We start from the raw sequence: 24628 nt of genomic DNA on the forward strand, positions 1-24628 counted from the left end.
TATAACTGAACAGCTCGTTTTGTTTGAGGTCGAGTCCACGCATCGGCTTGGGCTGGCTTCGGCAGAAGAGGATGGCCGCCATTTTGCCAGAGCCACGCGGGCTCTGGCTTTTTTCAACGGCCTGCTAGTGAGTGTAGGTCATGCTTTGTCGCACGTCCTTCAGGGAGCCCGATGATGATTGCCAGTGATCCTGCTACCGATCGAACCATGCCGACGCTGTTCGTGCCGCATGGCGCCGGGCCTTGCTTCTTCATGGAGTGGAATCCGCCGACCGCCTGGAACGCCATGGCTGATTTCCTCAGGGGCATCGCCGCGACACTGCCGGCGAAACCGACGGCCATCGTGCTGATTTCCGGGCACTGGCTGCAGTCGACGTTCAGCGTCACCAGCGCTGCGCGGCCGGCATTGGTCTACGACTATCACGGCTTTCCGCCGCACACCTATGAGCTGCGCTATCCGGCTGCAGGTGAGCCGCGGCTGGCTGCACGTATCGCCGGTCTGCTCGAGGACGCTTCGCTCGGTGGCCATGAGGACGCACAGCGCGGCTTCGACCACGGCATGTTCATCCCGCTGAAGCTGATGTTTCCCGACGCGGATATCCCGGTGGTGCAGCTTTCGTTGCGCAGCGACCTCGACCCGCAGGCACATATCGAGGCCGGTCGTGCCTTGCAGGGCTTGCGCGAGGACGGGGTGCTGATCGTCGGCAGCGGCATGAGCTTTCACAACATGCGTGGCTACGGCGACCCTAGTTTCGCGCCGATCTCCGACGAGTTCGATCGCTGGCTGAGCGCCGCGGTCGAATCTGCGCCCAAGCAACGCGATCTCGCGCTGCAACGCTGGGAACAGGCGCCGTCGGCACGCCTCTGTCATCCGCCGCGCGCCGAGGAACATCTGCTTCCGCTGCTGGTGGCGGCCGGCGCGGGTGGCGACTCCATCGGACGCAAGGTCTTCAGTGACCGCGTCATGCACACCACGCTGTCCGCCTATCGCTTCGGCTGACAGGGCAAATTTCTAAAGGAGAACAAGCGATGTATCGATCACATGCCCGGATTGCGGCCGAGAACCCGCAGCGGCTGATCAAGCGGCTGTGCAACCACTGGCGGCACAAGTTTCCCGTGCAGCTGGACGAGCAGGGCGGGACCATCGAGCTGCCGATCGGCCGCTGCGATCTGCACGCCGGTGAGGGACACCTGAACGCGCATCTGGAAGCCGCCGATCAGGACAAGGCGCTGCAGTTGCAGAAGGTAGTGGCCGATCACCTGGCGCGCATGGCGGGGGAAGAGCGCCTGCAGATCGACTGGCAATCCGATGCGGGCAAGCCGCCTGGAGCCGCTGCGAACGCGAACACGGCGGTCGACTCCAGAAGTCGCTACGGCACGGTTTCGCGAACATTCCACTGGCTGATGGCACTGCTGATCGTCTGGCAGTTTCTCAAGCTGGGCGACCGCATCGCCGAAGGCGAGCACTGGGTCGGGCAGACCCTGGTGCCCTGGCATGTTTCCCTTGGCGCGGTGCTGCTGGTACTGGTGGTGCTGCGCATCGTCTGGGCGGCGAGCCAGATCAAACAGCGCCCGCCGCACGACCCGGCCACAGCATGGCTGGTCAAGGGCGGTCATCTGGCACTGTACGGATGCATGTTGCTGATGCCGATCAGCGGTCTGTTGTATCTGATCGGCAATGGCTACGGGGTCAAGGTGTTCGGCCAGCAACTGGTGGAGAAAGGCCCGGAGATCGCCTGGGCCGCCTCGCTCGGCAGCGTGCATTCACCGCTGGCCTGGCTCACCGTTCTGCTTGTGCTCGGGCATATCGGCGCTGCGCTGTATCACCGCCTGGTCAAGCGCGACGACATCATGCAGCGCATGCTCTAGGGTCTGGCTTCACTGGCTGCTCAGCGCAAAGTTGGGCAGCGAGCTAACCGGCTGGTTGAAGCGGAAGGGGATCGACAACATCGAGCTGCCATAGGCCTTTTGCACCACGAAGTGCAGGTGTGGTCCGGTGCTGCGGCCGGTGTTGCCGGACTTGCCCAGGAGCGTGCCGAGCTTGACCTGCTGCCCTGGCTTGACCCGCACCGATCCGCGGCTCAGATGCAGGTAGGCGCTGTGGGTGCCGTCCTCGTGTTCGATGCGCACGTAGTTGCCGGCCGGGTCGGGAAACCGGCCGCCCTGGCCGTTGCGAATCTTCACCACAGTGCCTGCCCGCGCCGCCACGATAGGGGTACCAACGGGCATGGCGATATCCACCGCATAGCGGCCGCTCGGCGAATTGTGGCTGAAGTCACCGCCAGCACCCTGGGAGATGCGGAACGGCCCGCCTTGCCACGGCAGCGCATATGCCGGCCCATCGACCTGCACCGAGTCAGGCTGATCCGGCTCCGGCGAGAACAGCATCGCGTAGCTGAACGAATGCTTGAACATGATTGGCCCGCCGGCCTTGCGCTTGCTTAGGGTAGCCACGCGAACGCGGCTGTTGGCCGGTATGGTCTTGCGAATCACACCCTTGCCGACGCCGGCCACGTTGACCATGCGTGTCAGCCGCAAGGTGACCTCGACCGGCACCTCCAGCGTGTTGCTGACATCCATCGCCTTGCCGCTGCCGGCACGGTTGATGAACAGGCGCACCGAGCCCGGTTTGTCGGCTTTTGCGTGGTTGCTGGCGGCCAAGGCCGGCACCAGAGGTGCCAGCCCGAGCAGTAATAGAAAGGGATAAAAAAGCGGTCGCAGAGAGAGCATGACGTGTGATCCATCACGGAAAAGACAAGGCTGCCGGCGACGAGCAGAACGAATCCGTTGGGTTGGTTAGTGGGCCGCGCTGGTTTTGGGACTTGAGTCACGCGATGAGGTTCACTACCGCGTGTCGTTTTTTGCGCGTGGGCGCGGGACTAAGTCTGTAGCGGTACAGGAGCTTTGCGGTCGAGACCGCTCCCACATCCGTTATGGGCTTGGCGTGAGGTGGGAAGGGCGCCTATAGCCCGAATTTCCGCGCGACTACTGACTTGACGTGACATTCAGGGACGCCAAGCCAGCCGTGCCACTGAACTGTTGAAGCACCGCTTCGCGGTTGAGGCCGGGCGGCCCCGACCGCTCCCCACAAAACAAGTTGGTGTGGAAGAGGCAGCAATGGATGCCAGGCACGCGGTCCCGGAGAAAGCCAACATAAGTGCCCCGGCCGCACTGAGCCGAGGCGACTTTGTTCACTCGTCGGACTTGATCAGTTCGAGCAGCAGCAGCGAACGGCCGGTCACGGCGTATTCGTCGTTGAAGTCGAACCGTTCCGGTCGAGCGGTCGGGTGGTTGGTGTCGATCAGGCGATTCCAGTAGATACCCTGCGGCACCTCCGGCAGCGTGAAATTCACCAGGTCATGATGCGCGTTGACGATGATCAGCAGCGTTGCGTCGGAGCCTGCACGTCTGATGCCCGTAGGCTGGGCTCGACCGTCAAGCAGCATGCCCATGCAGCGGTTGTGCGCATCTTCCCACTGCTCGATGGACATCTCCTCGGCGTTCGGCGCCAGCCAGGTCACGTCCTTCACGCCCAGCTCTTCGTTGTAGGCACCGACCAGGAAGCGCCCGCGGCGCAGCATCGGGAAGCGCTGACGCAAGCGAATCAGCTTGCGGGCAAAGCCCAGCAGGCCATAGCTGTCCTCGCTGATGTCCCAGTTGACCCAACCGATCTCGCTGTCCTGGCAGTAGGCATTGTTGTTGCCGTGCTGGGTGCGGGCGAATTCATCGCCAGCGACGATCATCGGCGTGCCTTGGGAGAACAGTAGCGTGGCGAGGAAGTTGCGCATCTGCCGATAGCGCAGCTCGTTGATCTCCGGGTCGTCGGTATGGCCTTCGACGCCGTGGTTCCACGACAGGTTGTTGTCGCTGCCGTCGCGGTTATCTTCGTCGTTGTCCTCGTTGTGCTTGTGGTTATAGGACACCAGGTCCTTCAACGTGAAGCCATCATGGGCGGTAACGAAGTTGATCGAGCTGAACGGACGCCGCCCGCGCTGGTTGAACAGGTCGCCGGAGCCGGTGAGACGGCTGGCGAAGTCCGCCAGCTGGCCGTCGTCGCCTTTCCAGAACGAGCGCACCGTATCGCGAAACTGGTCGTTCCACTCGGCCCAGCCGGGCGGGAAGCCGCCGACCTGATATCCGCCAGGGCCGCAGTCCCAGGGCTCGGAAATCAGTTTGGTCTTGGCCAGCACCGGGTCCTGGCGACAGGCGACGAGGAAGCCGTGGCGCTCGTCGAAACCGTCATGCTCGCGGCCGAGAATGGTCGCCAGATCGAAGCGGAAGCCATCCACGTGCATCTCGGTCGCCCAGTAGCGCAGCGAGTCGGTGACCATCTGCAGTACGCACGGGTGGCTCATGTCCAGCGTGTTGCCGGTGCCGGAATCATTGATGTAGTAACGCTTGTCGTCCGGCATCAGGCGGTAGTACGAAGCGTTGTCGATGCCGCGCATGGAGAGGGTCGGGCCGCGCTCGTTACCCTCGGCGGTGTGGTTGTAGACCACGTCGAGAATCACCTCGAGGTCGGCGTTGTGCAGGTGAGCGACCATCTCCTTGAATTCGGTGATCTTGCCGCTGGCCAGATACTTGGGGTGCGGCGCGAAGAAGGCGATGCTGTTGTAGCCCCAGTAGTTGGCCATGCCTTTTTCGAGCAGATGCTGGTCTTGCACGAACGCATGGATCGGCAGCAGCTCGATCGAGGAAACGCCAAGCTTGCGGATGTAGTCGATCACTTCCGGCGTCTTGAAGCCGGCGAAGGTGCCGCGCACATCGTCCGCTACCGCCGGATGGCGCATGGTGTAACCGCGCACGTGGGTTTCGTAGATGATGGTCTTGTCCCAGGGCACCTGCACGGGGTGGTCACGGCCCCAGGTGAAGGCCGGGTCGATGACCTTGCACTTGGGCACGAAGGGCGCGCTGTCGCGCTCGTCGAAACTGAGGTCGCCATCAGGGTGACCGATGGTGTAACCGAACAACGCTTCCGACCATTTCAGCTCGCCCACCAGTTGCTTGGCATAGGGGTCGATCAGCAGCTTGTTCGGGTTGAAGCGATGGCCGTTCTCCGGGTCGTACGGGCCGTATACGCGGTAGCCGTAGATCTGCCCAGGATGTGCGTCCGGCAGGTAGCCGTGCCAGATCTCGTCGGTGTACTCGGGCAACTCGATCCGCTCGAGTTCGACCTCGCCGCTGGAGTCGAACAGGCAGAGCTCAACCTTCGTGGCATGGGCGGAGAAAATGGCGAAATTGACCCCCAGGCCATCCCAGGTTGCCCCGAGCGGGAAGGGCAAGCCCTCACTTATCCTGGACGGCGTCGTAACCTGCGACACGTAGGGCTTTTTCTTACTCATGAAATCTCCAAAGGCGCATTCCGGATGGCGTACCGAGGCTTGTGTCGGCGCGGACGATCATTCGACCGATCCGACGCCGACAAGATGCCTGCCGCCGGTCAGCTTTCCTTCTTCGCGCGCGGGGTGCGTGTTTTCTTGATGGTTTCGGGTGTACCGGCCTTGGCATCGGTGCCAGCCTTGGGTGCGGCACGGCTCGCGCGGGGTTTGGCCGCCGACGCATCCTTCACGTCCTTGGGCTTGGCTTTGGGTGTGGCATCGGTGGGTTTGGTGGCGGTCTTGCGTGGGCGGCTGGCAGGCTTGGCATCGGCAGCGCCGTATTCGGCCTCGACCAGCTTGCGCGCCATTGCCCAATGGCGCTCATCTTCCCCTTCCGGGCAACCCTCGGATTGCCAGATCTGATAAGCGAACTCGCGGATACGTTGCTCTTCTGAACTCATTGTTGGGATTCTCCATTTGCGGTCATAGACGTATGCAGGACGGCCGCCGATAGTCCGTCCAGAACGCGCGCAACCTCTAGGCTGGCTTGTTGGGATGAGACTGTCGTTCCGTCGAAAAGTCGCTCGAATTCACTACCGTTTAGCGCCTCGGGCAGTTCGATCCGGGTGTTGCCCCAGCGCTGCGCCGGAATGCTCGGTACTCCACGATCCCCCAGCAGATCCGCTGCCAGCCGCGGCACCACGACTACCACCCACTCGCCTTCCAGCTCGCGGGCGAATGCCAGCAGCTGCTCGGCCTGCTCGCCAGAAACCGCAAGCGGCAGATAGCGGCCTTCGCTGAACAGCCGCGGGTAGCGTCGACGCAGCTGCAGTGTGCGGCGGATCACGGCTTGCTTGATGCGACCGTCGTGCCAGCTTTGCAGCAGCTCATCGAACGAGGCCGCGCTGGCGAGGCTGTGCTGCCGTGCAGTGAAGTCCACCGGCCGCCGATTGTCGGGATCGACCAGGCTGAAGTCCCAGTACTCGGTGCCCTGATAGAGGTCGGGCACGCCGGGAGTGGTCATGCGCAGCAGACTTTGCACAAGGCTGTTCAACGCACCGGCAGGGGCCAGTTCGGCAGCGGCCGCAGCGATTTCGTCCCGTAATGGTGCACCTTCGTCGGCGAGTAGCAGGTACTCGACGTGCTGGCGGCAGGCGCTTTCGTAATCGCTGTTGGGATCGCTCCAGGTGGTGCGCAGCTTGGCCTCGCGCAGGGCTTTCTCCTGCCATTGCAGGATGCGTGTGCAGTACTGCTCCATCGCAGCCTTGTCGCCGGCCTGCAGGCCCAGCGGCCAACTGCCGAGCAGGATCTGGAACAGCATCAGCTCATCGCCGGGCGAGGGCGCCGCACCGTCGCCAAGCTGCTGGATGTGGCTGGCGCTCATCTCGCGCCAGCGCCGCACCTTGCCGGCAAACCATTCGGCGCGCTCGCTGATTACCGCGATGCGGGCGCGGGTATCCTCGCCACGCTTATGGTCGTGGGTCGCGGTGGTCAGCATGTTGCGCGGGAAGTGCTCGGCGCGTTGCAGGCACTCGTCGTGGAATGCCTGCAATGGCGCGCTGAAGTGCTGTGGGTCGAAACCGACATCATTGCGCGACAGCAGAATGCCGGAGCGGTAGCAGGCGGTATCCTCGACGGCCTTTGCCGCAGCCGGTGAGGTCAGCTGCTGGAAGCGTGTGCAGGCGTAGCGACGAATCTTGCGCAGGCTACGCGGCAGTTGCCGCAGGCTTTCACCGCCGAGCCAGCGCTGCAGATGCTCGAGCAACGGCCAGTCGGCTTCGCTCAAGGTCGTCTTCGCGCCGTCCAGCGCCTGCTGGAAGAACGGTTCATCGGCCTCGCGGCGGCCCGGCGCGGCAATGTAGGTGCGATACACCGGGAAGTGAATGATCAGCTCCAGCAGGGCGCGGCGAATCGCGCCGAGGGTGATGTCGCGGGTCATCACGTCGCCGCGGGCGATCTGCAAAAGCGACAGGGCGACGGTTTCGAAGTCGCCCGCCAGCGGGCCAGTCAGCACCAGCTGGCGAGCCTGGCGAGCCTCTTCCATGAAATCGGTGGTGCGTCCGCTGGTTTCGCTCCACAAGGAGCACAGAAGTGATTCGCCAGCCGGGTCATGTTGCAGCAGCGACACCTGATTCATGAATTCGTAACCGGTGGTGCCGTCCACGCCCCAGTCGTCATGCAGCCGCTCGCCACCGGCGAGAATCTTCTCGACGTAGATCGGCACGTGATCCTGCACCGCGTCCTGCGGGCGCCCGGCATTCAGCCGATCGACACGCCGGCGCAGGCGTCGGCAATAGCCGCGCGGGTCGGCTAGCCCGTCGATATGGTCGATGCGCAGGCCGTCGACCAGGCCATCGCCGATCAGCTCGAAAATCTTGGCGTGGGTTTCCTCGAACACCACCGGACGTTCGACGCGCAGGCCGCCCAGCTCATTGATGTCGAAGAAGCGCCGCCAGTTGATGTCGTCACCCGCGGTCCGCCAGCTGGCCAGACGATAGTTCTGGCGTTCCAGCAGGCTGTGCAGGCGGCGGAAGCCGTCATCGGTAGTGGACTCGTAGCAGTTGAGCGCCTGCTCCAGCGCCTGCCGGGTGCTGGCGTCCTGCAACTGCTCGGCGAGCTCGGTGCGTAGCAAGCGAGCGGCCTGGTACGGCGCGGGTTCGGTCTTCAGGGCATCGAAGTGCTGCGCCAGGGTACGCAGCTGAGGATGATCGGCGGCACGCAACACCTCGCCGTAGCTCGGCGGGGTGATCGGAAAACGGTGCTCGTAATGCTCGGCGTACAGCGAGCCGTTATCAACGTCCAGGCGCAGCTTCACGGTGCTCTGCTGCAGCGCCTCGCCATAGTCGCTGCCAAGGAAGGGCACCAACAACTGGCCTTCGAGCAGGGGGTCCGGTGAATTCCACTCGATGTCGAAGAACTGCGCGTACGGGCTGCGGCGGCCCCACTCGAGTACGTCCAGCCACCAGGCGTTGCCCGAGCCACCGACCGCCATGTGGTTGGAGACGATGTCGAGGATGAGCCCCATGCCCTTGCCGCGCAGGGCCTCCACCAGGCGCTGCAACGCCGGTTCGCCGCCCAGTTCAGGGTTGATGCGGGTCGGGTCGATCACGTCATAGCCGTGCTTGGAACCGGGGCGGGCGGTCAGCAATGGGGACGCATATATGTGGCTGATGCCGAGCTCCGCGAAATAGTCGACCAGCGCAGTAGCGTCGTCGAGGGTGAAGTCGCGGTGAAACTGCAGTCTCAGGGTTGCGGTTAGGTCTTTCATCGATGCGCAGCTCCACGATGGTTACGACGGGCCTGCGCAAAGGACGCCAGCCGGCGGCTACTGGCCGGGCTGTCGAGCAATGTTGCACTGTCGCCGGGATAACGGCGACGCCAGTTGGGATGGGTTTCGACGATGCCGGGCATGTTGGTCTGTTCTTCCAGACCGAGCGCATCTTCAACTGGAACCAGTACCAGCGGCGCGGGGGTGTGCGCCAGGAAGCAGATGGCGGCATCGACCGCCTCCTCGGCGTTCAGCAGCACGTCCGGGTTCTTGCCACTGTACTCGCACAACGCACGATTCAGCCCTGCGCGTTCTTTCTCACGCGCTTGCCACTGGGCATCACGGTCCGATTCGGGCACCTGGCCGACCTTGATGCGCCAGTCGATATCGTGACCGTGCCACCAGCCCGTCAGGGTCGGGATATCGTGGGTGGTACTGGTTGCCAGCGCCTGCGCCGGGTACTGGGCAGGCGTCTGGAAATGGCCGTCGTGCTGTTCGAACAGCAGCACCCGCATGCCGAGGATTCCCCGTGCTGCGAGTACGTCACGCAGGCCGTGGGGAATGGTGCCGAGGTCTTCGCCGAGGATCACCGCCTGGTGGCGCCAGGCCTCGAGGCAGAGCAGGCGCAGCATGTCGTCGAAGGGGAAGTTGAGGTACACGCCGCGCTTCGGGTCGGCACCGGCGGGTACAACCCAGAGACGCTTCAGGCCCAGCACGTGGTCGATACGCATGCCGCCGGCGTGGGCGAGGTTGGCGCGCAGCATCTCGATATAGGCGCGAAAGCCATGCTGGCGCAGCCCCCAGGGCGAGAACGCCGAAATGCCCCAGTTCTGGCCGTCGCGATTCATGATATCCGGCGGTGCACCGACGCTCAGCGACGCCAGCAGCTCGGCCTGGCGGCTCCAGGCCTGACTGCCGCCGCCATCGGCGCCGACGGCGAGGTCGGAAATCAACCCGATGCGCATACCGGCGCTGCGCGCGGCGACCTGGGCACGTTCCAGGCCGCGGGCCATCAACCACTGGCCAAAGGCGTGGTAACTCACCTCATCGGCATGTTCGCGGGCAAAGGCCTCAACGGCCGGGCTGGAGGGGTCGCGGTATTCGCCTGGCCAGTCGTTCCAGTGCTGCGTGTGGCCCTGTGCGTCCCGCAGATGAGTGTGCAGGGCTTCGAAGCGGCAGTGGTTTTCCAACGCCTCGCCACCGCTCGCGCGGAAGCTGTCGAAATCCACCTGCAGGGCGTTGCCGCCCTTGTTGAAGTCGTCGAACAGCTGCCGCAACAGGCGATGCCGCGATTGCGCCACGGCCGGCCAGTCGATCAGCTCCAGGCGCTCGAGGCGTTTCAATTCCTCACCTAACCCGCAAGTCTCGATGGCTTGGCGCAACGGCCGCTCACCAAGGATCGACCCGGGCGCGGCGTGCAGCACATTGAAGAACAGCCGGCTCGACGGTGAGTAAGGGCTGTACTGGTCGATATGTGCGCCGAACATGGCGTGCACCGGGCTGATTCCAAGCGCATCGGCTCCGTGGGCAGCGGCGTTGCTGACCAGCGCCTCCAGTGCCTGGGTGTCGCCCAGGCCACCATCGTCCGCGCGGCGCAGCCCGTATAACTGCACCGTCAGGCCCCAGGCGTCCGCCCCGGCGATTTCGGCGACTGTGGGGCAGGAGAGCGGGGCGATAGCCACGGTCAGCTGATACTTGTCGATGGTCAGCCGGTAGTAGCCGGGCGTATCGATGGCTGGCAGGCGCGCCTGGTTGTCGAGCGTGCCCTGCTGAACGCCACCATCTTCTGCCTGCAACTCGAAACGACTGGCCGCCGTAAAGTAGGCGGAAAGGTCCAGTGCAGCGTGCTGATCGCAGGTCAGCAGCTGCGGCACGCCGCCGTGGTTGTTCTTGTGCGCGAGAATCTCGAGGCTGGCTTCGATATCTGCATCGGTTTCCGCCGCCAGCCCGAGGCAGGTCAGCACGTCGCGCAGTACGGCCGGCTCGACCCGTTGTTCGCGGTTGTCGGCATCGACCCAGTCGATGGAGAGCCCGGCGGCTTCCGCCAGGCGGATCAGGGATTCGTCGCTCATTTGGCTTTCTCCAGATACAGCTTGGCCATACGAGGCGGCAATTGGTCGGGCGTGGCATCCAACGTACGGCTGGCGAACAGCAGGTGCGCGGCGCTAGACGAGGCGGGCAGTAGAGCGGCTTGTTCGCCTAGGTTCAGCTCAAGGCGCAGCTGACTGCCATCTCCCAGCTGCCAGCGTGCAAGCACAGCGGCTTCGCCGAGCACGCTGCAACCGAGGAAGGCGCTACCGGGCAGGCGCGGCACGATCTCGGCATGGCGGATGCTCAGCAGCTGGCGGTACAGCGCATGCCACTCGGCGTGCCCCGGTTGCGTTTGTGCACCGAAGTCCGGGCGCGACTGCTCAAACGTGGATACGGCGTTGGGATCGGGAATGCGCTCGCGGGTGGCTTCGTCGGCGAACTCGGAAAACTCGGCGAATTCGTTGCGGCGGCCTTCACGCACTGCATCGGCCAGCTCGCCGTGATGGCTGGTGAAGAACAGGAAAGGTTGTCGCGAGCCCCATTCCTCGCCCATGAACAGCAGCGGAACCATGGGGGAAAGCAGCAGGACGGCGGTGGCAGCCCTGAGCGCGTCGGCATCGGCCAGCGTAACCAGGCGATCGCCAAAGGCGCGGTTGCCGGTCTGGTCATGGTTCTGCAGGAACAGCACGAACGAGGTCGGTGACAGGTGCGCGCTGGGCTCGCCACGGGATTCGCCACGGCGGTTGTTCTGCCCCTGGTAGACGAAGCCTTCGCCAAGAAAGCGCGACAGTTTGCTGGTCGCGTCCTGGTGATAGTCGGCGTAATAGCCCTGGCTTTCGTCGGTGAGCAGCGCATGCAGCACATTGTGGCCGTCATCGTTCCACTGCGCGGTGAAGCCCTGGGTCAGCAGGCTGGAGCGATTGTCCTCGTTCTCCAGTACCAGATGCACATGGCGACCGGGTTCCACTGTGGTGTGCACGCGCTCGGCCAGTTCGGTGAGGAAGCTGCGGTCGGGAATGGCATGCACGGCATCGAAGCGCAGCCCGTCGAAACGGTAGTCCATCAGCCACATCAGCGCGTTGTCGATGAAGAAGTCGCGGACTTCGCGGCGGCGGAAATCGATGCCATCGCCCCAGGGCGTCTGCTGGTCGTGGCGGAAGAAGTGTTTGGCGTAGCGGCCGAGGTAGTTGCCGTCCGGGCCGAAGTGGTTGTAGACCACATCGAGAAACACCATCAGGCCGAGGCCGTGGGCGGTATCGATCAGATGCTTGAGCTCTTCCGGACTGCCATAGGCCGCTTCCGGCGCGTAGGGCAGGACGCCGTCGTAACCCCAGTTGCGGTCACCGGGAAACTCGGCGATCGGCATCAGTTCGATGGCCGTCACGCCGAGTTCGGCAAGCCCGGCGAGGTGCTTTTCCATCTCGGCGAAACCGCCATACAGACCGACATGGGTTTCGTACAGCACCGTCTCGTGCCAGGGACGACCGAGCCAGCTGCTGTTGCGCCACAGATAGTTGTCATGGGTATCGACCACCAGGCTCGGCGCATGCACGTCGCCCGCCTGCGCCCGCGAGGCGGGGTCGGGCACATGCAGTTCGTCGTCGATGAGAAACCGGTAGAGCGTACCGGCCCCGTAAGGGGCATCGATGCTGTACCAGCCTTCTTCAGTGGCGGTCATCGGCAGCGTTTGTGCGCCTACAACGATCAGACTGACGTTTTGCGCATCGGGCGCCCAGAGTCGGAAGCGGGTGGTCCCGTCTTCCAGCAACTCCGGCCCGTGATGCCCGATATGGGCACGCTGCTTCTGCATTGAACGACCTCTTCAGATTAAAAGACGAACCTCGCGGCGCTCTCCGAGCAATTTCCGGTACAGCGCGTCATAGGGTTCGATGGCGTGACGCCAGAAAAAGCCGGCCCCCATCGCTCGGCAGCGCATGGCGGCCAGCAGCTGCGGATGCTGATGGATCGCCAACGCCCGCTGGACGGCCTGCCGGTAGCTGCTGACATTGGATTCGTTGAACAGGAACCCGGTGATGCCATCATCGATGGAGTCGGCCAGCCCGCCCGTGCGGCGGGCGACGGGCAGCGAGGCATAGCGCTGGGCATACATCTGGCTGAGGCCACACGGCTCGTAGCGCGACGGCATCAGCAGAAAATCGCTGCCGGCGAACAGGCGGCGCGCATCGGTTTCGTTGAAACCGATGTGGGCCGCGACCCGCCCGGGATACTGAGCCGCGAGCTGGCGAACCTGATGCTCGATCTGGTGGTCGCCCTGGCCGAGGATCGCCAACTGACCGCCGCCTTCGACGATGGCATGGGCGACGTCGAGGGTCAGGTCGACACCCTTCTGGTGTACCAGGCGCGAGACCACGGCGAACAGCGGTGCATGGCATTGCTCGAGCCCGAATGACTCACGGATATAGGCGGCATTGGCCTCTTTGCCTGCCCAGTTGCGTGCGCTGAAACCCTTCACCAAATAGGGGTCGCTTTCCGGCTCCCAGCTTTCGTCGATGCCGTTGAGCAGTCCGCTGAGCAGGCCCTGGCGGGCTTTCATGCTGAGGAAGCCTTCCATGCCGCAACCGAACTCCGGCGTGGTGATTTCCTCGGCGTAGGTTGCACTTACTGTGGTCACGCGGTTGGCATAGGCGATCCCCGCCTTGAGCAGGGAGAGCTTGCCGTAGAATTCCATGCGCTCCGGGTCGCAGGCCTCGGCGGGGATTCCCAGCAGGCGCCGCTGCGCCATATCGATGTTGCCCTGGTAGGCGAGGTTATGAATGGTGAAGACGCTGGGCGTGTTCAACCCGCGCCAGTGCATGTAGGCGGGCGCCAGACCGGCTGGCCAGTCGTGGGCGTGCACCAGCTCGGGCGCCCAGCGGATGCAGGCCGTACCGGCGGCGATTTCCGCAGCGGCCAGTCCGAGGCGAGCGAAACGCACCGGATTGTCGGGCCAGTCGTTGCCATCGGCGTCACCGTATGGCGAGCCTTCGCGCTCATAGAGTTCCGGGCAGATCAGCACATAGATGATCAGGCCGTCGGGCATGTCCATCCGGCCAATGCGGCAGCCGGGAATCTCGGCATAGCCGCCCAGCGAGCCGACCGTGCGGATGGCGTGACCGCTGTTGATTACCTGCGAATAGCCGGGGATCAGCACGCGCACATCGTGGCGTGCGCCCAATGCCCGGGGCAGTGCCGCCGACACGTCGGCGAGCCCGCCGGTCTTGACCAGATCGGTCAGCTCGGAGGTGACGAACAGAATCTTGCGTTTGTCATCGTGGCTACTACGAATCTGCAGGGCAGGGCGAGTAACCAGGGGTACGGCGGGTTTCGCCTTCGGCAGTCCGACAGGCAGGGCGTTCACAGCGGCAATACTCATCACGATCTCCCCAGAGCCCCGGCGTTCCAGGTGCCGGCGCCAGCTACGAGCATATTTCTCCTATGCAACGATCTGATGACCGTCACATACCATGAACACGACCAGGCTGAAATCTAGTTCGGAGCTGCCGCGAAGGCAGGTGGGGCTTCACTGGCCCTACCAGAAACCAGACCCGGCGTCGCGGTAGAAGTTCTTGAAAACCCGATCAACTACCACTGCCGGAACTCGCAACCAGCCAACTTGCTCCGAATACAGAGTCGTGAAGGCGTTGAACCTGGATTGGTCGGAGCAAAAAACATGCAAGAGATCGAACGAGTCGTTGACTTTCTGCAACGCGAGGAACTGACGCTGACCACCGCGGAGTCCTGTACCTGCGGTTTGATGGCTTCGCTTATGGGCGATATTCCGGGTTGCGGCCAGGTGCTCGACAGCGGCTTCGTGGTCTATTCACCCAAGGCAAAGAACCGCCTGCTCAAGGTGGACCTCGAGACCATCGAGCGATTCGGCCTGACCAGCGAGGAGGTCGCGCGTGAGATGGCCATCGGTGCGCTGAACGCCAGCGTCGCCACCCTTGCCGTGTCGAATACCGGTGTTGCGGACGATGACCAGGAGGATGAAGGCGGCACCCAGTGCTACGCCTATGCACTGATGCGGGGCGAGCGGCAGGTGGTGGTGAGCGAAACGGTGCAGTTCGATGGCGACCGGGTCGCTATTCGCAAGCAGGCAGCGCGACACGGACTCACCCAGCTACCGGTTAAATACGCCGAGTTGCTGAAGAAGCTGGAGGGACTCGAGGGCGACTAGTCACACCGGCGGCTGGCGCTCCGGTTCGACATGCTCGGGCTGCGATGTATCGACGCGCTGCTTGTGGCCGACGCTGAGGTCTGCGCGGAGTTGCGGCAGCGAGTGCGGGTATTGTCGCTGGATGAAGCTCAGCAGGCTTTCGCGAATGTGGCAGCGCAGGTCCCAGTTGCGCGACGAATCCGGCGAACTCACCAGGGCCCGCAGCTGAATGGATTTCTCGCTGGTGTCGGTGACCTGCAGTACGCAGACCCGGCCGTCCCACAGCTCGGGCACTTCCTTGCACAGCCGGCGCAGCTCCTCGCGCAGCGGCTCCAGCGGCAGCGAATAATCGGCCCAGAGGAAAACCGTGCCGATCAGGCTGGAGCTGCGACGGGTCCAGTTCTGAAATGGTTTCTCGATGAAGTGCTGCAACGGCACGATGAGCCGGCGGTCATCCCAGATCCGCACGACGACGTAGGTGCCGGTGATTTCCTCGATGCGACCCCATTCGTTCTCGACGATGACCACATCGTCCAGGCGGATCGGCTGGGTCATGGCGATCTGCACGCCGGCGATGAGGTTGGCCAGCACCGGCCGCGCGGCAAAGCCCACCGCTAGCCCGGCAAGGCCCGCCGAGGCAAGCAGGCTGGCACCGAACTGGCGGGCCCCGGGAAAGGTCATCAGCATGGCCGCCGCGCCAATCAACAGCACAAAGAAGGTCAGGGTGCGTAGCAGCACACGTGATTGCGTCTGTATCTGGCGGGCGCGAAGGTTGTCGACCACATCCACCGGATTGCGCAGCTGAATGAACTGCTGCAGCCCACGCAGCGAGCGCATCACCAGCCACGTGAGGGTGGCGATTATCAGCAGTGTGGTGACGTGCCGTGCCGCGTCGATGAAATGCAGATCGTTCGGCGCAGACGTCCATACGCCCTGCACCCCTACCAGTGGCAACAGTAGCCGGACGGGCTTTTCCAGTTGCTCGGACAGCTCCCGGGTAAACAGGAAGGCTCGCGCCAGGCGCAGCGTCAGGGCGGTCAGCAGCCGGCCGAAGAGACTCAGGACCAACGCCACGAACAGCGCCGCGGCGATGGTGCGCAGTGCCGGCTGGCTGATGTAGTGATCCCACTGCAGGAGAAAGGCTGGAAATTCGATAGCGGGCGTTCCGGTTGGGCAGAGGTCTGGGGCAGAGACAGGCAGCCGGCGGCGAAAGTTCAGGGCGTGCAGCCGAGAGGTGCGCCGGACGGGTGGGCGGAACTCCTATGGGCGGGATGTTTCACAAATTCCAAGCGGGTTGCAGAGCACGACCCGATTTTCAGACCAGATTGGAGTTGAACCATGCAGAGTGTACAGACCGGCAATGATGTCCGTACCGAGCGCCTGATCGAATGGCTGCGCGATGCGCACGCGATGGAGGCACAGGCCGAAACCATGCTGAACAAGCAGGCCAGCCGCATCGAGCACTACCCCGAACTCAAGGCGCGGATCGAACAGCACATCACCGAAACCCAGAACCAGGCCAAGCTGATCGAAGGCTGCCTGCAGCGCTATGACAAGTCCTACTCCGGCCTCAAGGACCTGGGCGGCAAGATGATGGCGATGGGGCAGGCCATGGGCGGCATGATGGTCAACGACGAGATCGTCAAGGGCGCGCAGATGGGCTACGTGTTCGAGAACCTCGAGATCGCCTCTTACAAGATCCTCATCGCCGCCGCCGAAGCGGTCGGTGACATGCAGACCAAGGAAGTGTGCGAGCGCATCCTGGTGGAGGAGGTGGCCATGGGCGACTGGCTACGAGACCACCTGGCCGAGCTGACCCAGGCCTATCTCACCCGTGCGGCCGAGCCGCATGTCGAGGCCAAGCGCTGAGCGACTAGCCCGGGCGCCCGGCTGCCGCCGGCCGGGTGCATTACCCCTCCAACTTACTAGCCATGCCGTGACCACTCGCCGTCGCGCGCCTGGTGGAAGCTAGCAATGAGACAACGCCCGCTACTGAAAACCCTGACGTTCGCTGTGCTGCATTTCGCGACAGCGTTCATCGTCGTCTATGCCCTCACCGGAAGTCTGGTGATCGGCGGGGCGGTCGCGCTGATCGAGCCGCTGTGCAACACCCTGGTGTTCTATCTGCATGAACGCGCCTGGCAACGCTTCGGCCGCCAGAAGGCCACCCACAGCCACAGCTATGGCCACGACGTATTCCTGAAATACATGGCGCGCGGCCAGACCGCCAGCAGCCGGATCGTCCGCACGCCTCGCTAAGCGAGGCTCATTCGACGTGACTGAGCTGTTTGCCTTCGGCGGGCAGCGAGCTACGCGTGACGCACATTTCAATGCGCAGTTCCTGCGCCAGACGCACCAGATTGGCGGCATCGCGGCACTGATCGTAGGAAATGCCGAGAACGGTCAGTTCTTCGTCTGGCGATTCCTGAAAGAGGCGCACGCGGAGTGAGTTGTCGGAATCGTCGCGGCATTCGCACTGGAATGGGCGAAGGTAGGTGTGCAGGATCGCTTCGATCTTGAACAGCGGAAGACGCGTATTCATAAATCCTCCCTATGTAGGAAGGTGACTTGAGCGCAGTAAAGCGATCGCTGCGCACCCCTGGTTTTCCCGACGTCATTCAACCGTAGCAGTGCTTGTCCGGTTGTAAATGCGGCGATCTGTCCACCCGGCAGATTAAGTCCGGCAACTGCTCTACATGGCAGTTTCCGGCCAGTGCCGCTTGTCGGAACCCGTCGGACGGCTCGATCTGTCCCTGCTGAACTTCATACCAGTAGGGGATGACCAAATTAAGTACGTCGTCCTTAGCGGAGAACCGAGATGAAGAAAACGATGCTCACCGCGATCCTGAGCGGCCTGGTTGCGCTACCGGCCATGGCCCAGTTTCCCGCTGGTACTCCGCGGGACGACACCGGTTCGCGCCCCAGCACCATGGGTAATCCGACGCCGCAGGAGGAAGTCGAAACCCGCCAGGACGATCAGGGACGCACCGTGACCGAAGATGGCCGGCTGGTAGCGCCGCAGCCGGGAAGCGAGGAAAAATCCACTGACCCGAACCGGCATTCGACGCCCGGCGGGGCTGACGACAGTTCCACCGACGCTGGCAAGCTCGAGTAATCGCGGAACATTGCCGGAGGTCAGCCATGGCGCTCGACGAATACCAGCGCATGCGCGATTTTGCCGCCACGCCCGAGCCGTCGGGTAAGGCGCGCGGCAGGTCACGCAAGGTCCAGAGCCTGCAGTACTGCATCCAGAAACACGACGCCACGCGGCTGCATTACGACTTTCGCCTGGAGCTGGATGGCACGCTGAAGAGCTGGGCGATCCCCAAGGGCCCCAGCCTTGACCCGAGCGTGCGCCGGCTGGCAGTGCATGTGGAGGATCACCCGCTGGAATATGCCACGTTCGAGGGCTCCATTCCGGCCGGGCATTACGGCGCGGGCGATGTGATCGTCTGGGATCGCGGCGTGTGGATACCGCAAGGTGATCCACAAGACGGCTATCGCAAGGGCAAGCTCAAGTTCAGCCTCGAGGGCGAGAAGCTCGCCGGCAGCTGGAATCTGGTGCGCACGCACATGGATGGCAAGAAGGAGCAGTGGTTCCTGATCAAGTCCCGTGACGAGGCCGCGCGCGAGGAGGGTGAGTACGACGTCGTCACCGCCGAGCCGAACAGCGTGCTCAGCGATCGCACGCTGGTCCCACGCAAACGCGGGCCGGCCAAGGCTCGCGTTGCGGAAGCGCCGGCCAAGCCTGTCAAGGCGCCGGCAAGAAAGCGAGCGTCACGCAAGAAGAGCGACGCGGTAAAGCTGGAAGGGGCCGTCCCAGCCGAATTGCCGGAGACGTTCAAGCCGCAGCTGGCGACGCTGGTGGACGCCGTGCCGAGCGGCGACTGGCGCTACGAGATCAAGTTCGACGGCTACCGAATGCTCGCCCGTATCGACGCCGGCAAGGTCGCGCTGTTTACCCGCAACGGCCATGACTGGACGGCGAAGATGTCGCAGCAGGCCGCCGCGCTTGCCGGACTCGGGCTCGAATCCGGCTGGCTCGACGGCGAAGTGGTGGTGCCGAACGAGGAGGGTGCTCCGGACTTCCAGGCATTGCAGAACGCGTTCGAAGCCGGACGCAGTGGGAGCATTCTTTATTACCTGTTCGACGTGCCCTATCTGAACGGCATGGACCTGCGCGATGTGCCGCTGGAACAGCGTCGCGCGGCGTTGCGTGAGGTGCTGGAAGGCAGCGACAGCGAATTGCTGCGTTTCTCCGAGGATTTCACCGAGCAGCCGGACAGCATTCTGGAAAGTGCCTGCCAGATGAAGCTCGAAGGCCTGATCGGCAAGCGAGCGGGCAGCTCCTATACCTCCAGGCGCAGCAGCAGCTGGGTCAAGATCAAGTGCAGCAACCGGCAGGAATTCATCATCGTCGGCTACACCGAGCCCAAGGGCACGCGCACCGGGTTCGGCGCGCTGTTACTTGGGCTGCATGACGACAGCGGAAAACTACTCTATGCAGGCAAGGTCGGCACGGGCTTCAATCAGGCCACGCTGAAAAGTCTGCACAGGCAGTTGAAGAAGCTGGAAACCGACAAAAGCCCTTTGGCCAAGCCGGCACCTGCTGCCGATGTGCGCGGCGCGCAATGGCTCAAACCCGAACTGATGTGCGAGGTTGCCTACGCGGAGATGACCCGCCAAGGCGTGGTCCGCCATTCGGTATTCCATGGCCTGCGCTCGGACAAACCCGCCGACGCCATTACCCATGAACGAGCCAAGCCCGCCAGTCGTAGCAGCAAAGCCGAGCAGCGGCAGACCGACCCCATCGGCAGCGGGCGGATCAAGATATCCAGTCCCGAGCGGGTCATCGACCCTAGCAGCGGCATCACCAAGATCGAACTGGCCCGCTTCTACGCGCAGATCGCGCCCTGGGCGCTGCCGCAGCTGCGAGCGCGCCCGCTGGCCCTGGTGCGCGCTCCGGAGGGCATCACCGGCGAGCTGTTCTTCCAGAAGCACGCCGACAAACTGGCCATCCCGCACATCACCCAACTCGACCCGGCGCTAGACCCGAAGCACGGTGCGTTACTGGTGATCGACAGCGCCGAAGCGCTGGTCGGCGCCGCGCAGATGGGCACCATCGAGTTGCACTGCTGGAACGCGGTAGCGCCCGAACTGGAGCACCCGGATCGCTTCGTGCTCGACCTCGACCCGGACCCGGCGCTGCCCTGGAAGAGCATGCTCGAGGCCACTCAGCTGACCCAAACGCTGCTGGACGAGATCGGCCTGACCTCGTTCCTCAAGACCAGCGGGGGCAAAGGCATCCACATCGTCGTACCGCTCGATCCGGTACACGGCTGGAGTGAGGTGAAGGCCTTCAGTCAGGCCATCGCCAAGTACCTGGCAAAGCTGCTGCCGTCGCATTTTTCCGCCGTAAGCGGGCCGAAGAACCGGGTTGGACGCATCTTCATCGACTACCTGCGCAACAGCCGTGGCGCCAGTACCGTCGCCCCCTATTCGGTGCGTGCCCGCGAGGGCCTGCCGGTCTCCGTGCCGATCCATCGCGAAGAACTGGCGGACCTCAAGGGCGCCAATCTCTGGACCGTACGCAATCTACTGGAGCGCCTGCAGGAACTGGGCGACGACGATCCCTGGGCGGATATGACGCGGGTCAGGCAGACCATTACCGCGCAGATGCGCGAACGTCTGGGCATGTCGACTTAATCCGCCGCTCGTCTAAACACTGGTCGGTCTACACCGATAGGGCGATAGCCGGGTGGCACCACCGGGCAAACAATCGACCCGTTCAGGGGAGCGGTAGCGGTGAGGGAGGCGCCAGACAAGGCCAGCATGATGTCGGCCAACAACAATATTCAAAGGAGTGCCCCGCATGTTCGCGCATAAACCGCTTATCGCCTGTTTCCTGCTCGGCTCGTTGCCGGGCTTGGCCTCGGCACAGGCCGTAACCACCCAGACCGGAAATGATAACGAGGTCATCCTCGAGCAGCGTGGGGGCTCGAATTCGGCCTTATTGCTGCAGCAAGGGGATGCGAACTTCTCGCGAGTAGAGCAGGGCGGCGGCGAAACCCCGCTGCAGCCCACGCAGTTGGAGCTCCACCAGCGGGGGATGGGCAACCAGGCGACGGTGTATCAGGCAAGCGATTATAACTTCGGGCATTCGGCGGCGGTCGTACAGCTGGGAGATGAGAATGTCGCCGAAGTCGTGCAGGCCGACGGTAACGGCTCCCAAGCGACCATCCACCAGCAGGGCGCACGCAACACTCATCGGGTCGAGCAGCTGTTCTATGCCAACGGGCTGGAAAGTCGCACATTCGGCACGAACAATCTCACCGAAGTCACTCAGACCGGTGCTGCGACCGCTACTACCCAGCAGATCGGCAGCGACAACCGGATCACCATCGACCAGAACGTGTTCGCCTATGGCGGGGGAGTCACCGTTGATCAGGACGGCGCCTTCAACGAGGCCGCGGTTACCCAGGTGGGTGGCCGTTACTACACGGGCGAGGTCAACCTGACGCAGGTCGGCAGCGCTAACAGTGCGCAAGTGGTGCAATGGGCGGGGTTCAGCAACCTCACCTTTAGCCAGGATGGAATCGGTAATGAGCTGACGGCGAGGCAGGGCACGCGCACCGGAACGATTCGAGGGAGCTCGGCCGGCAACGGCAACCGCGTCAACATTGACCAGAGTTTCGACGGCCCGGTGCTCGACATCGCGCAGAACGGTTCGGCCAACGAGATCGATGTGGTGCAACATGCCGCCTATGGCGCGGCTTCGATCAGCCAGACCGGCGATGCCAACGTCGCCGTGCTCAATCAACTGACGGAATTCGCCGCGCCGCCGAGCGCCGCCATCATCCAGAACGGCACTGGCAACAGCACGTCCATAACCCAGCGCTGAGCCGGATTGACGCGGCCGTCAGACGGCCGCGCTACGTTCCGCAATGATCGGTTGCCGTAGCGTTCGTTATGCGCGCTACGGCCTGGGCCAGTGACAATTTCAGTGTGGTGCCATGTAGCAGCCGCCGGCCATGCAGTCTCTCACTAGTTGCGGGCGCGCTTCATGCACGCGAGGTGCCTGTCATTGACCCGGTTGGCGAACCAGGCGGTGGTCAGGTTGCGGGTGATCTTCGGGCTTTCCAGCCGGATTCCCGGCAGCACCGCCCGAGGCAGCGGCTTACCCGCGCGCTTTTCGGCCAGTGCGAAGACCTTTTCATACAGGTCGGTTTCCTCGAAACCGTGGCTGTCGCCGCGCTCCAGCGCGTTGCGAATCGCCGTATCGCTCATTTCCAGTTTGCCTGCCAGCGCGCGAACTGCACGCTCGGTCTGGCCGGCCTTGCTGCTGCCGTGAATGATCAGGTCGCCGTCGAGAGCCAGCTTGATGCCACTTGCACGGCTCACCGCGGCCTGAAACGCGGCGTTGCGACTGGCGTACCAGCCGGCATTGAAGTCGGCGAAGCGGTACAGCGGTTCGCGATAGCTGGTCGGGTAGTCGAGCAGGTGGGCGATGCCGAAATACATGCCACCGCGGCGCGTGAAGACTTCGTCGCGGATCGAGCCTTGCCGTTCATAGGGGTAGGTCCATCGGCGGTCTTCGGCAAAGGCGATGCTGACCTGCATCGGGCCGCCGGTCTTGACCGGGTTGAGCGTGCCGAACAACTGCTTGCCGAGCGGCATGATGCCGAGAAAATCATCGAAGATTGCACTCAACTGCTCTTCGGTGCGCACCGCCGCAATACGCTGGCTATAGGTCTTGCCGTTGGGCGACTTCACGTCCAGCGCCGCATCCACCACGAACCGTGGGACGTGCAGGCGGCCGGCACGCCGGTAGATTTCCTCTCGTGCGATCTTCGCCAGGCCGGGCACCGGCGGGGTCGCCTGGAACGTCGATTCCTGCACCGTCACGGCCAATACCGAGCAGATGTTTTCATCGTTCAACGGAATATCCAGCGCATCGAAGGCTGTGTAGATGTCCCGAGCCCAACCCTGACGATCGGGAATGTCGGCGGGGATCAGGCGAGCGATCCTGGCCCGGACTTCTTCCGGCTTGGGCGCCGGAGTCGTCGGCTGCTGGGTTCCACAACCGGCAAGACCGAGCAACGCCGCTGCGACGATTGCCGCCATGAATGGGCGGGTGTTGCCAGGAACTGGTCGGGTAGCGGCAGGGCTGCATGCCGTGCGGCAGGTTGAAATCGAAATGGTCATGCGGTCCTGAATGTAATGAGCGCCTGGGGCTCGGACAGTAAAACAGCCGAAACCGTTCTGCCTCTTTCAGAACCGCGATTCAAAACCGATTGGTTCGCTTGCCGAATCCCGGCGCGCACCTGACCTGCCGCGCACAGCCTGTGCCAGTGCCGCAAGCGGCGGACGCTTAGCTGTAGCAGCTCGCGCCGGACTCAGAAATCGTGGCAATCCGGGCCCTGGCGCAGGTACGTGGTTTCGTGGGTTTCGCCTTTGGAGTCCACATAGATCATCCGGGCCGTCACGACTTCGCAGCCGCCGGCAGGCACGTCTAGCGAAATAACCTTGGCGATGTCCAGCTTGTCGCCATATTGATAGGCCTTGGGTTCATCGGCGGCATACGCCAGCTGGGCACTGAGTGCCAGGCCGGCAATCCAGATCAGTTTGTTCACAGGTAACCTCCAGAGTGCCTGCGGGCCCAGGTCGCTGCGACAGGGGCGAAGGCAGGCGTTTCTTGCGTGCAGCGCCTGCCGGATGGCAGACGCCGGGAAATAAACGAGGCTGCCACGAGGAAAAGCAGCCAAAAGGGTGGCAGGACGCCCGATCGAAGGAGCGCTCGACCGACGAAGGAGCGGACTGGCTTCTAGCGTCCGTTGCCACCCGGCAATTTTAGTGAGCGACCAGGAGGGGAAAAACCGCGCCAGCGGTGAAGCACCTTTACCCGCCGCGCAACAATCAATCAGGCCCAATGGGCCGGGTCCTGCAGGATGCGGTGATAGTTGGTGAATGCGCGCGGCAGCTCCAGCGCGAGAAAGTCGACCCAAGTCTTGATCTTCGCGTCGAGAAAACGCCGGGACGGGTAGAGCGCGTGGATCTGCTTTTCCTGCAGACGATAGCGGGGCAACAGGCGCAGCAGTGCGCCGCGCTGCAGGGCCGGAGCCGCGACATAGTCGGGCAGCAGGCAGATGCCCATGCCGGCTTCTGCCGCGCTGGCCATGGCTTCAGCCACGTTGACCTTGAACGCTTCGCCAGGGCGAATCACGTCTTCGGCACCGTCTGCGATGAAGCGCCATTCATCCGCGAAGACCGGGTCCGCCAGGCGCAGACAGCGGTGCTGTTGCAGGTCACGCGGTTGCTGCGGTACGCCATATTGTTCGAGATAGCCGGGCGCCGCGCAGACAACATTGCCAACCTCGCCCAGTCTCTGGGCGATCAGCTCGGAATCCGGCAGCTCGCGGGAAAGCGTGATGATGACGTCGAGTCCGGCTTCCAGCAGATCGGGCTGGTGTTGCGAAAGGGTCAGGTCGAGGCTCACTTCGGGGTAGCGCTCAGCGTATCTCCCGGCCAGCCCTGCCAGCAGCTGGATGCCCAGACCCGTCGTCGAGTGCACGCGCAGGCGCCCGCGCGGGGTCAGATGGGCCCCGCAGGCTTCCTCCTGTGCCTGGTCCAGCTGTGCCAGGATCTCGCGCGATCGTTCGAGAAAACGTGCGCCGACCTCGGTCAGCGCCAACCGCCGCGTGTTGCGGTTGAGCAGGCGCGCGTGGAGGTGGTTCTCCAGCTCCGCCAGCAGGCGGGAAACCTGCGCGGTGGACGTGTCGGCCAGCTTCGCCGCGGCGGTGAAGCTGCCGGCGTCGACTACCCGGACGAATACCCGCATCGCTTGCAGCATGTCCAT

General features: G+C 63.6%; 20 protein-coding genes. 8 read left to right on the forward strand and 12 right to left on the reverse strand.

Going from position 1 to position 24628, the window contains the following annotated elements:
• Nucleotides 1–174 precede the first annotated feature (174 nt).
• On the forward strand, nt 175–999 hold the full coding sequence (locus tag IEG05_RS20600) for a DODA-type extradiol aromatic ring-opening family dioxygenase (RefSeq protein ID WP_191122658.1): 825 nt from the start codon (nt 175–177) through the stop codon (nt 997–999).
• Nucleotides 1000–1028: 29 nt separating this feature from the next.
• Nucleotides 1029–1868, forward strand: coding sequence for a DUF2218 domain-containing protein (locus IEG05_RS20605; protein WP_125877573.1), 840 nt, complete (start codon nt 1029–1031; stop codon nt 1866–1868).
• Between the two features lie 9 nt (nt 1869–1877).
• Here IEG05_RS20605 and IEG05_RS20610 read toward each other — a convergent pair whose 3' ends face one another.
• From IEG05_RS20610 to glgA, 7 genes are all read right to left on the reverse strand, one after another.
• Nucleotides 1878–2729, reverse strand: coding sequence for a M23 family metallopeptidase (locus IEG05_RS20610; protein ID WP_191122659.1), 852 nt, complete (start codon nt 2727–2729; stop codon nt 1878–1880).
• A gap of 461 nt (nt 2730–3190) precedes the next feature.
• Nucleotides 3191–5341, reverse strand: a complete 2151-nt coding sequence (gene glgX, locus IEG05_RS20615) for a glycogen debranching protein GlgX (RefSeq protein ID WP_191122660.1) — start codon at nt 5339–5341, stop codon at nt 3191–3193.
• Nucleotides 5342–5439: 98 nt separating this feature from the next.
• Nucleotides 5440–5778 carry a DUF2934 domain-containing protein gene (locus tag IEG05_RS20620; RefSeq protein WP_041013776.1) on the reverse strand — a complete coding sequence of 113 codons (339 nt, stop codon included), beginning with the start codon at nt 5776–5778 and terminating at the stop codon, nt 5440–5442.
• Nucleotides 5775–8585, reverse strand: a complete 2811-nt coding sequence (locus IEG05_RS20625; RefSeq protein ID WP_191122661.1) for a malto-oligosyltrehalose synthase — start codon at nt 8583–8585, stop codon at nt 5775–5777. The genes IEG05_RS20620 and IEG05_RS20625 overlap by 4 nt, the downstream gene beginning before the upstream one ends.
• Nucleotides 8582–10657, reverse strand: coding sequence for a 4-alpha-glucanotransferase (malQ, locus tag IEG05_RS20630; protein WP_191122662.1), 2076 nt, complete (start codon nt 10655–10657; stop codon nt 8582–8584). The genes IEG05_RS20625 and malQ overlap by 4 nt, the downstream gene beginning before the upstream one ends.
• A complete protein-coding gene (gene treZ, locus IEG05_RS20635; protein ID WP_191122663.1) occupies nt 10654–12426 on the reverse strand; it encodes a malto-oligosyltrehalose trehalohydrolase in 1773 nt (590 codons plus the stop codon). The genes malQ and treZ overlap by 4 nt, the downstream gene beginning before the upstream one ends.
• Nucleotides 12427–12438: 12 nt before the next feature.
• Nucleotides 12439–13989 (reverse strand): glycogen synthase GlgA, encoded by a 1551-nt coding sequence (glgA, locus tag IEG05_RS20640; protein WP_191122664.1) that lies wholly within the window; start codon nt 13987–13989, stop codon nt 12439–12441.
• A 297-nt stretch (nt 13990–14286) separates the two neighbouring features.
• Between glgA and IEG05_RS20645 the strand changes: the two genes are divergently transcribed.
• Nucleotides 14287–14793, forward strand: a complete 507-nt coding sequence (locus IEG05_RS20645) for a CinA family protein (RefSeq protein WP_191122665.1) — start codon at nt 14287–14289, stop codon at nt 14791–14793.
• Here IEG05_RS20645 and IEG05_RS20650 read toward each other — a convergent pair whose 3' ends face one another.
• Nucleotides 14794–15906 carry a mechanosensitive ion channel family protein gene (locus IEG05_RS20650; protein WP_125862012.1) on the reverse strand — a complete coding sequence of 371 codons (1113 nt, stop codon included), beginning with the start codon at nt 15904–15906 and terminating at the stop codon, nt 14794–14796.
• Between the two features lie 204 nt (nt 15907–16110).
• Between IEG05_RS20650 and IEG05_RS20655 the strand changes: the two genes are divergently transcribed.
• Together IEG05_RS20655 and IEG05_RS20660 are read left to right on the forward strand one after the other, a co-directional pair.
• Nucleotides 16111–16641 (forward strand): ferritin-like domain-containing protein, encoded by a 531-nt coding sequence (locus tag IEG05_RS20655; RefSeq protein ID WP_191122666.1) that lies wholly within the window; start codon nt 16111–16113, stop codon nt 16639–16641.
• 105 nt (nt 16642–16746) lie between these two features.
• Nucleotides 16747–17031 carry a DUF2061 domain-containing protein gene (locus IEG05_RS20660; protein WP_014820218.1) on the forward strand — a complete coding sequence of 95 codons (285 nt, stop codon included), beginning with the start codon at nt 16747–16749 and terminating at the stop codon, nt 17029–17031.
• Nucleotides 17032–17038: 7 nt separating this feature from the next.
• Here the strand turns inward: IEG05_RS20660 and IEG05_RS20665 are convergent, their stop codons facing one another.
• On the reverse strand, nt 17039–17314 hold the full coding sequence (locus IEG05_RS20665) for a DUF1652 domain-containing protein (RefSeq protein WP_014820219.1): 276 nt from the start codon (nt 17312–17314) through the stop codon (nt 17039–17041).
• A 276-nt stretch (nt 17315–17590) separates the two neighbouring features.
• On the opposite strand from IEG05_RS20665, the gene IEG05_RS20670 reads away from it, so the two are divergent.
• The 3 genes from IEG05_RS20670 to IEG05_RS20680 all read left to right on the forward strand — a co-directional run bounded on the left by IEG05_RS20670 (nt 17591) and on the right by IEG05_RS20680 (nt 21673).
• Nucleotides 17591–17887: a hypothetical protein gene (locus IEG05_RS20670; RefSeq protein ID WP_101275748.1), complete on the forward strand. Its 297-nt coding sequence runs from the start codon at nt 17591–17593 to the stop codon at nt 17885–17887.
• A 26-nt stretch (nt 17888–17913) separates the two neighbouring features.
• The gene (ligD, locus tag IEG05_RS20675) at nt 17914–20478 is read left to right on the forward strand and encodes a DNA ligase D (protein WP_191122667.1); all 2565 of its coding nucleotides are present in this window, start codon (nt 17914–17916) and stop codon (nt 20476–20478) included.
• 166 nt (nt 20479–20644) lie between these two features.
• The gene (locus tag IEG05_RS20680) at nt 20645–21673 is read left to right on the forward strand and encodes a hypothetical protein (RefSeq protein WP_191122671.1); all 1029 of its coding nucleotides are present in this window, start codon (nt 20645–20647) and stop codon (nt 21671–21673) included.
• A gap of 143 nt (nt 21674–21816) precedes the next feature.
• Here the strand turns inward: IEG05_RS20680 and IEG05_RS20685 are convergent, their stop codons facing one another.
• The 3 genes from IEG05_RS20685 to IEG05_RS20695 all read right to left on the reverse strand — a co-directional run bounded on the left by IEG05_RS20685 (nt 21817) and on the right by IEG05_RS20695 (nt 24628).
• Nucleotides 21817–22896 carry a DUF1615 domain-containing protein gene (locus IEG05_RS20685; RefSeq protein ID WP_191122668.1) on the reverse strand — a complete coding sequence of 360 codons (1080 nt, stop codon included), beginning with the start codon at nt 22894–22896 and terminating at the stop codon, nt 21817–21819.
• A 272-nt stretch (nt 22897–23168) separates the two neighbouring features.
• Complete coding sequence (locus IEG05_RS20690; protein WP_046619094.1) at nt 23169–23405, reverse strand: DUF2790 domain-containing protein; 237 nt, start codon at nt 23403–23405, stop codon at nt 23169–23171.
• 287 nt (nt 23406–23692) lie between these two features.
• Nucleotides 23693–24628 (reverse strand): LysR family transcriptional regulator, encoded by a 936-nt coding sequence (locus tag IEG05_RS20695; protein ID WP_046619096.1) that lies wholly within the window; start codon nt 24626–24628, stop codon nt 23693–23695.

This window comes from Stutzerimonas kunmingensis, assembly GCF_014764705.1.
In the GTDB taxonomy this organism is placed as follows: Bacteria; Pseudomonadota; Gammaproteobacteria; order Pseudomonadales; family Pseudomonadaceae; genus Stutzerimonas.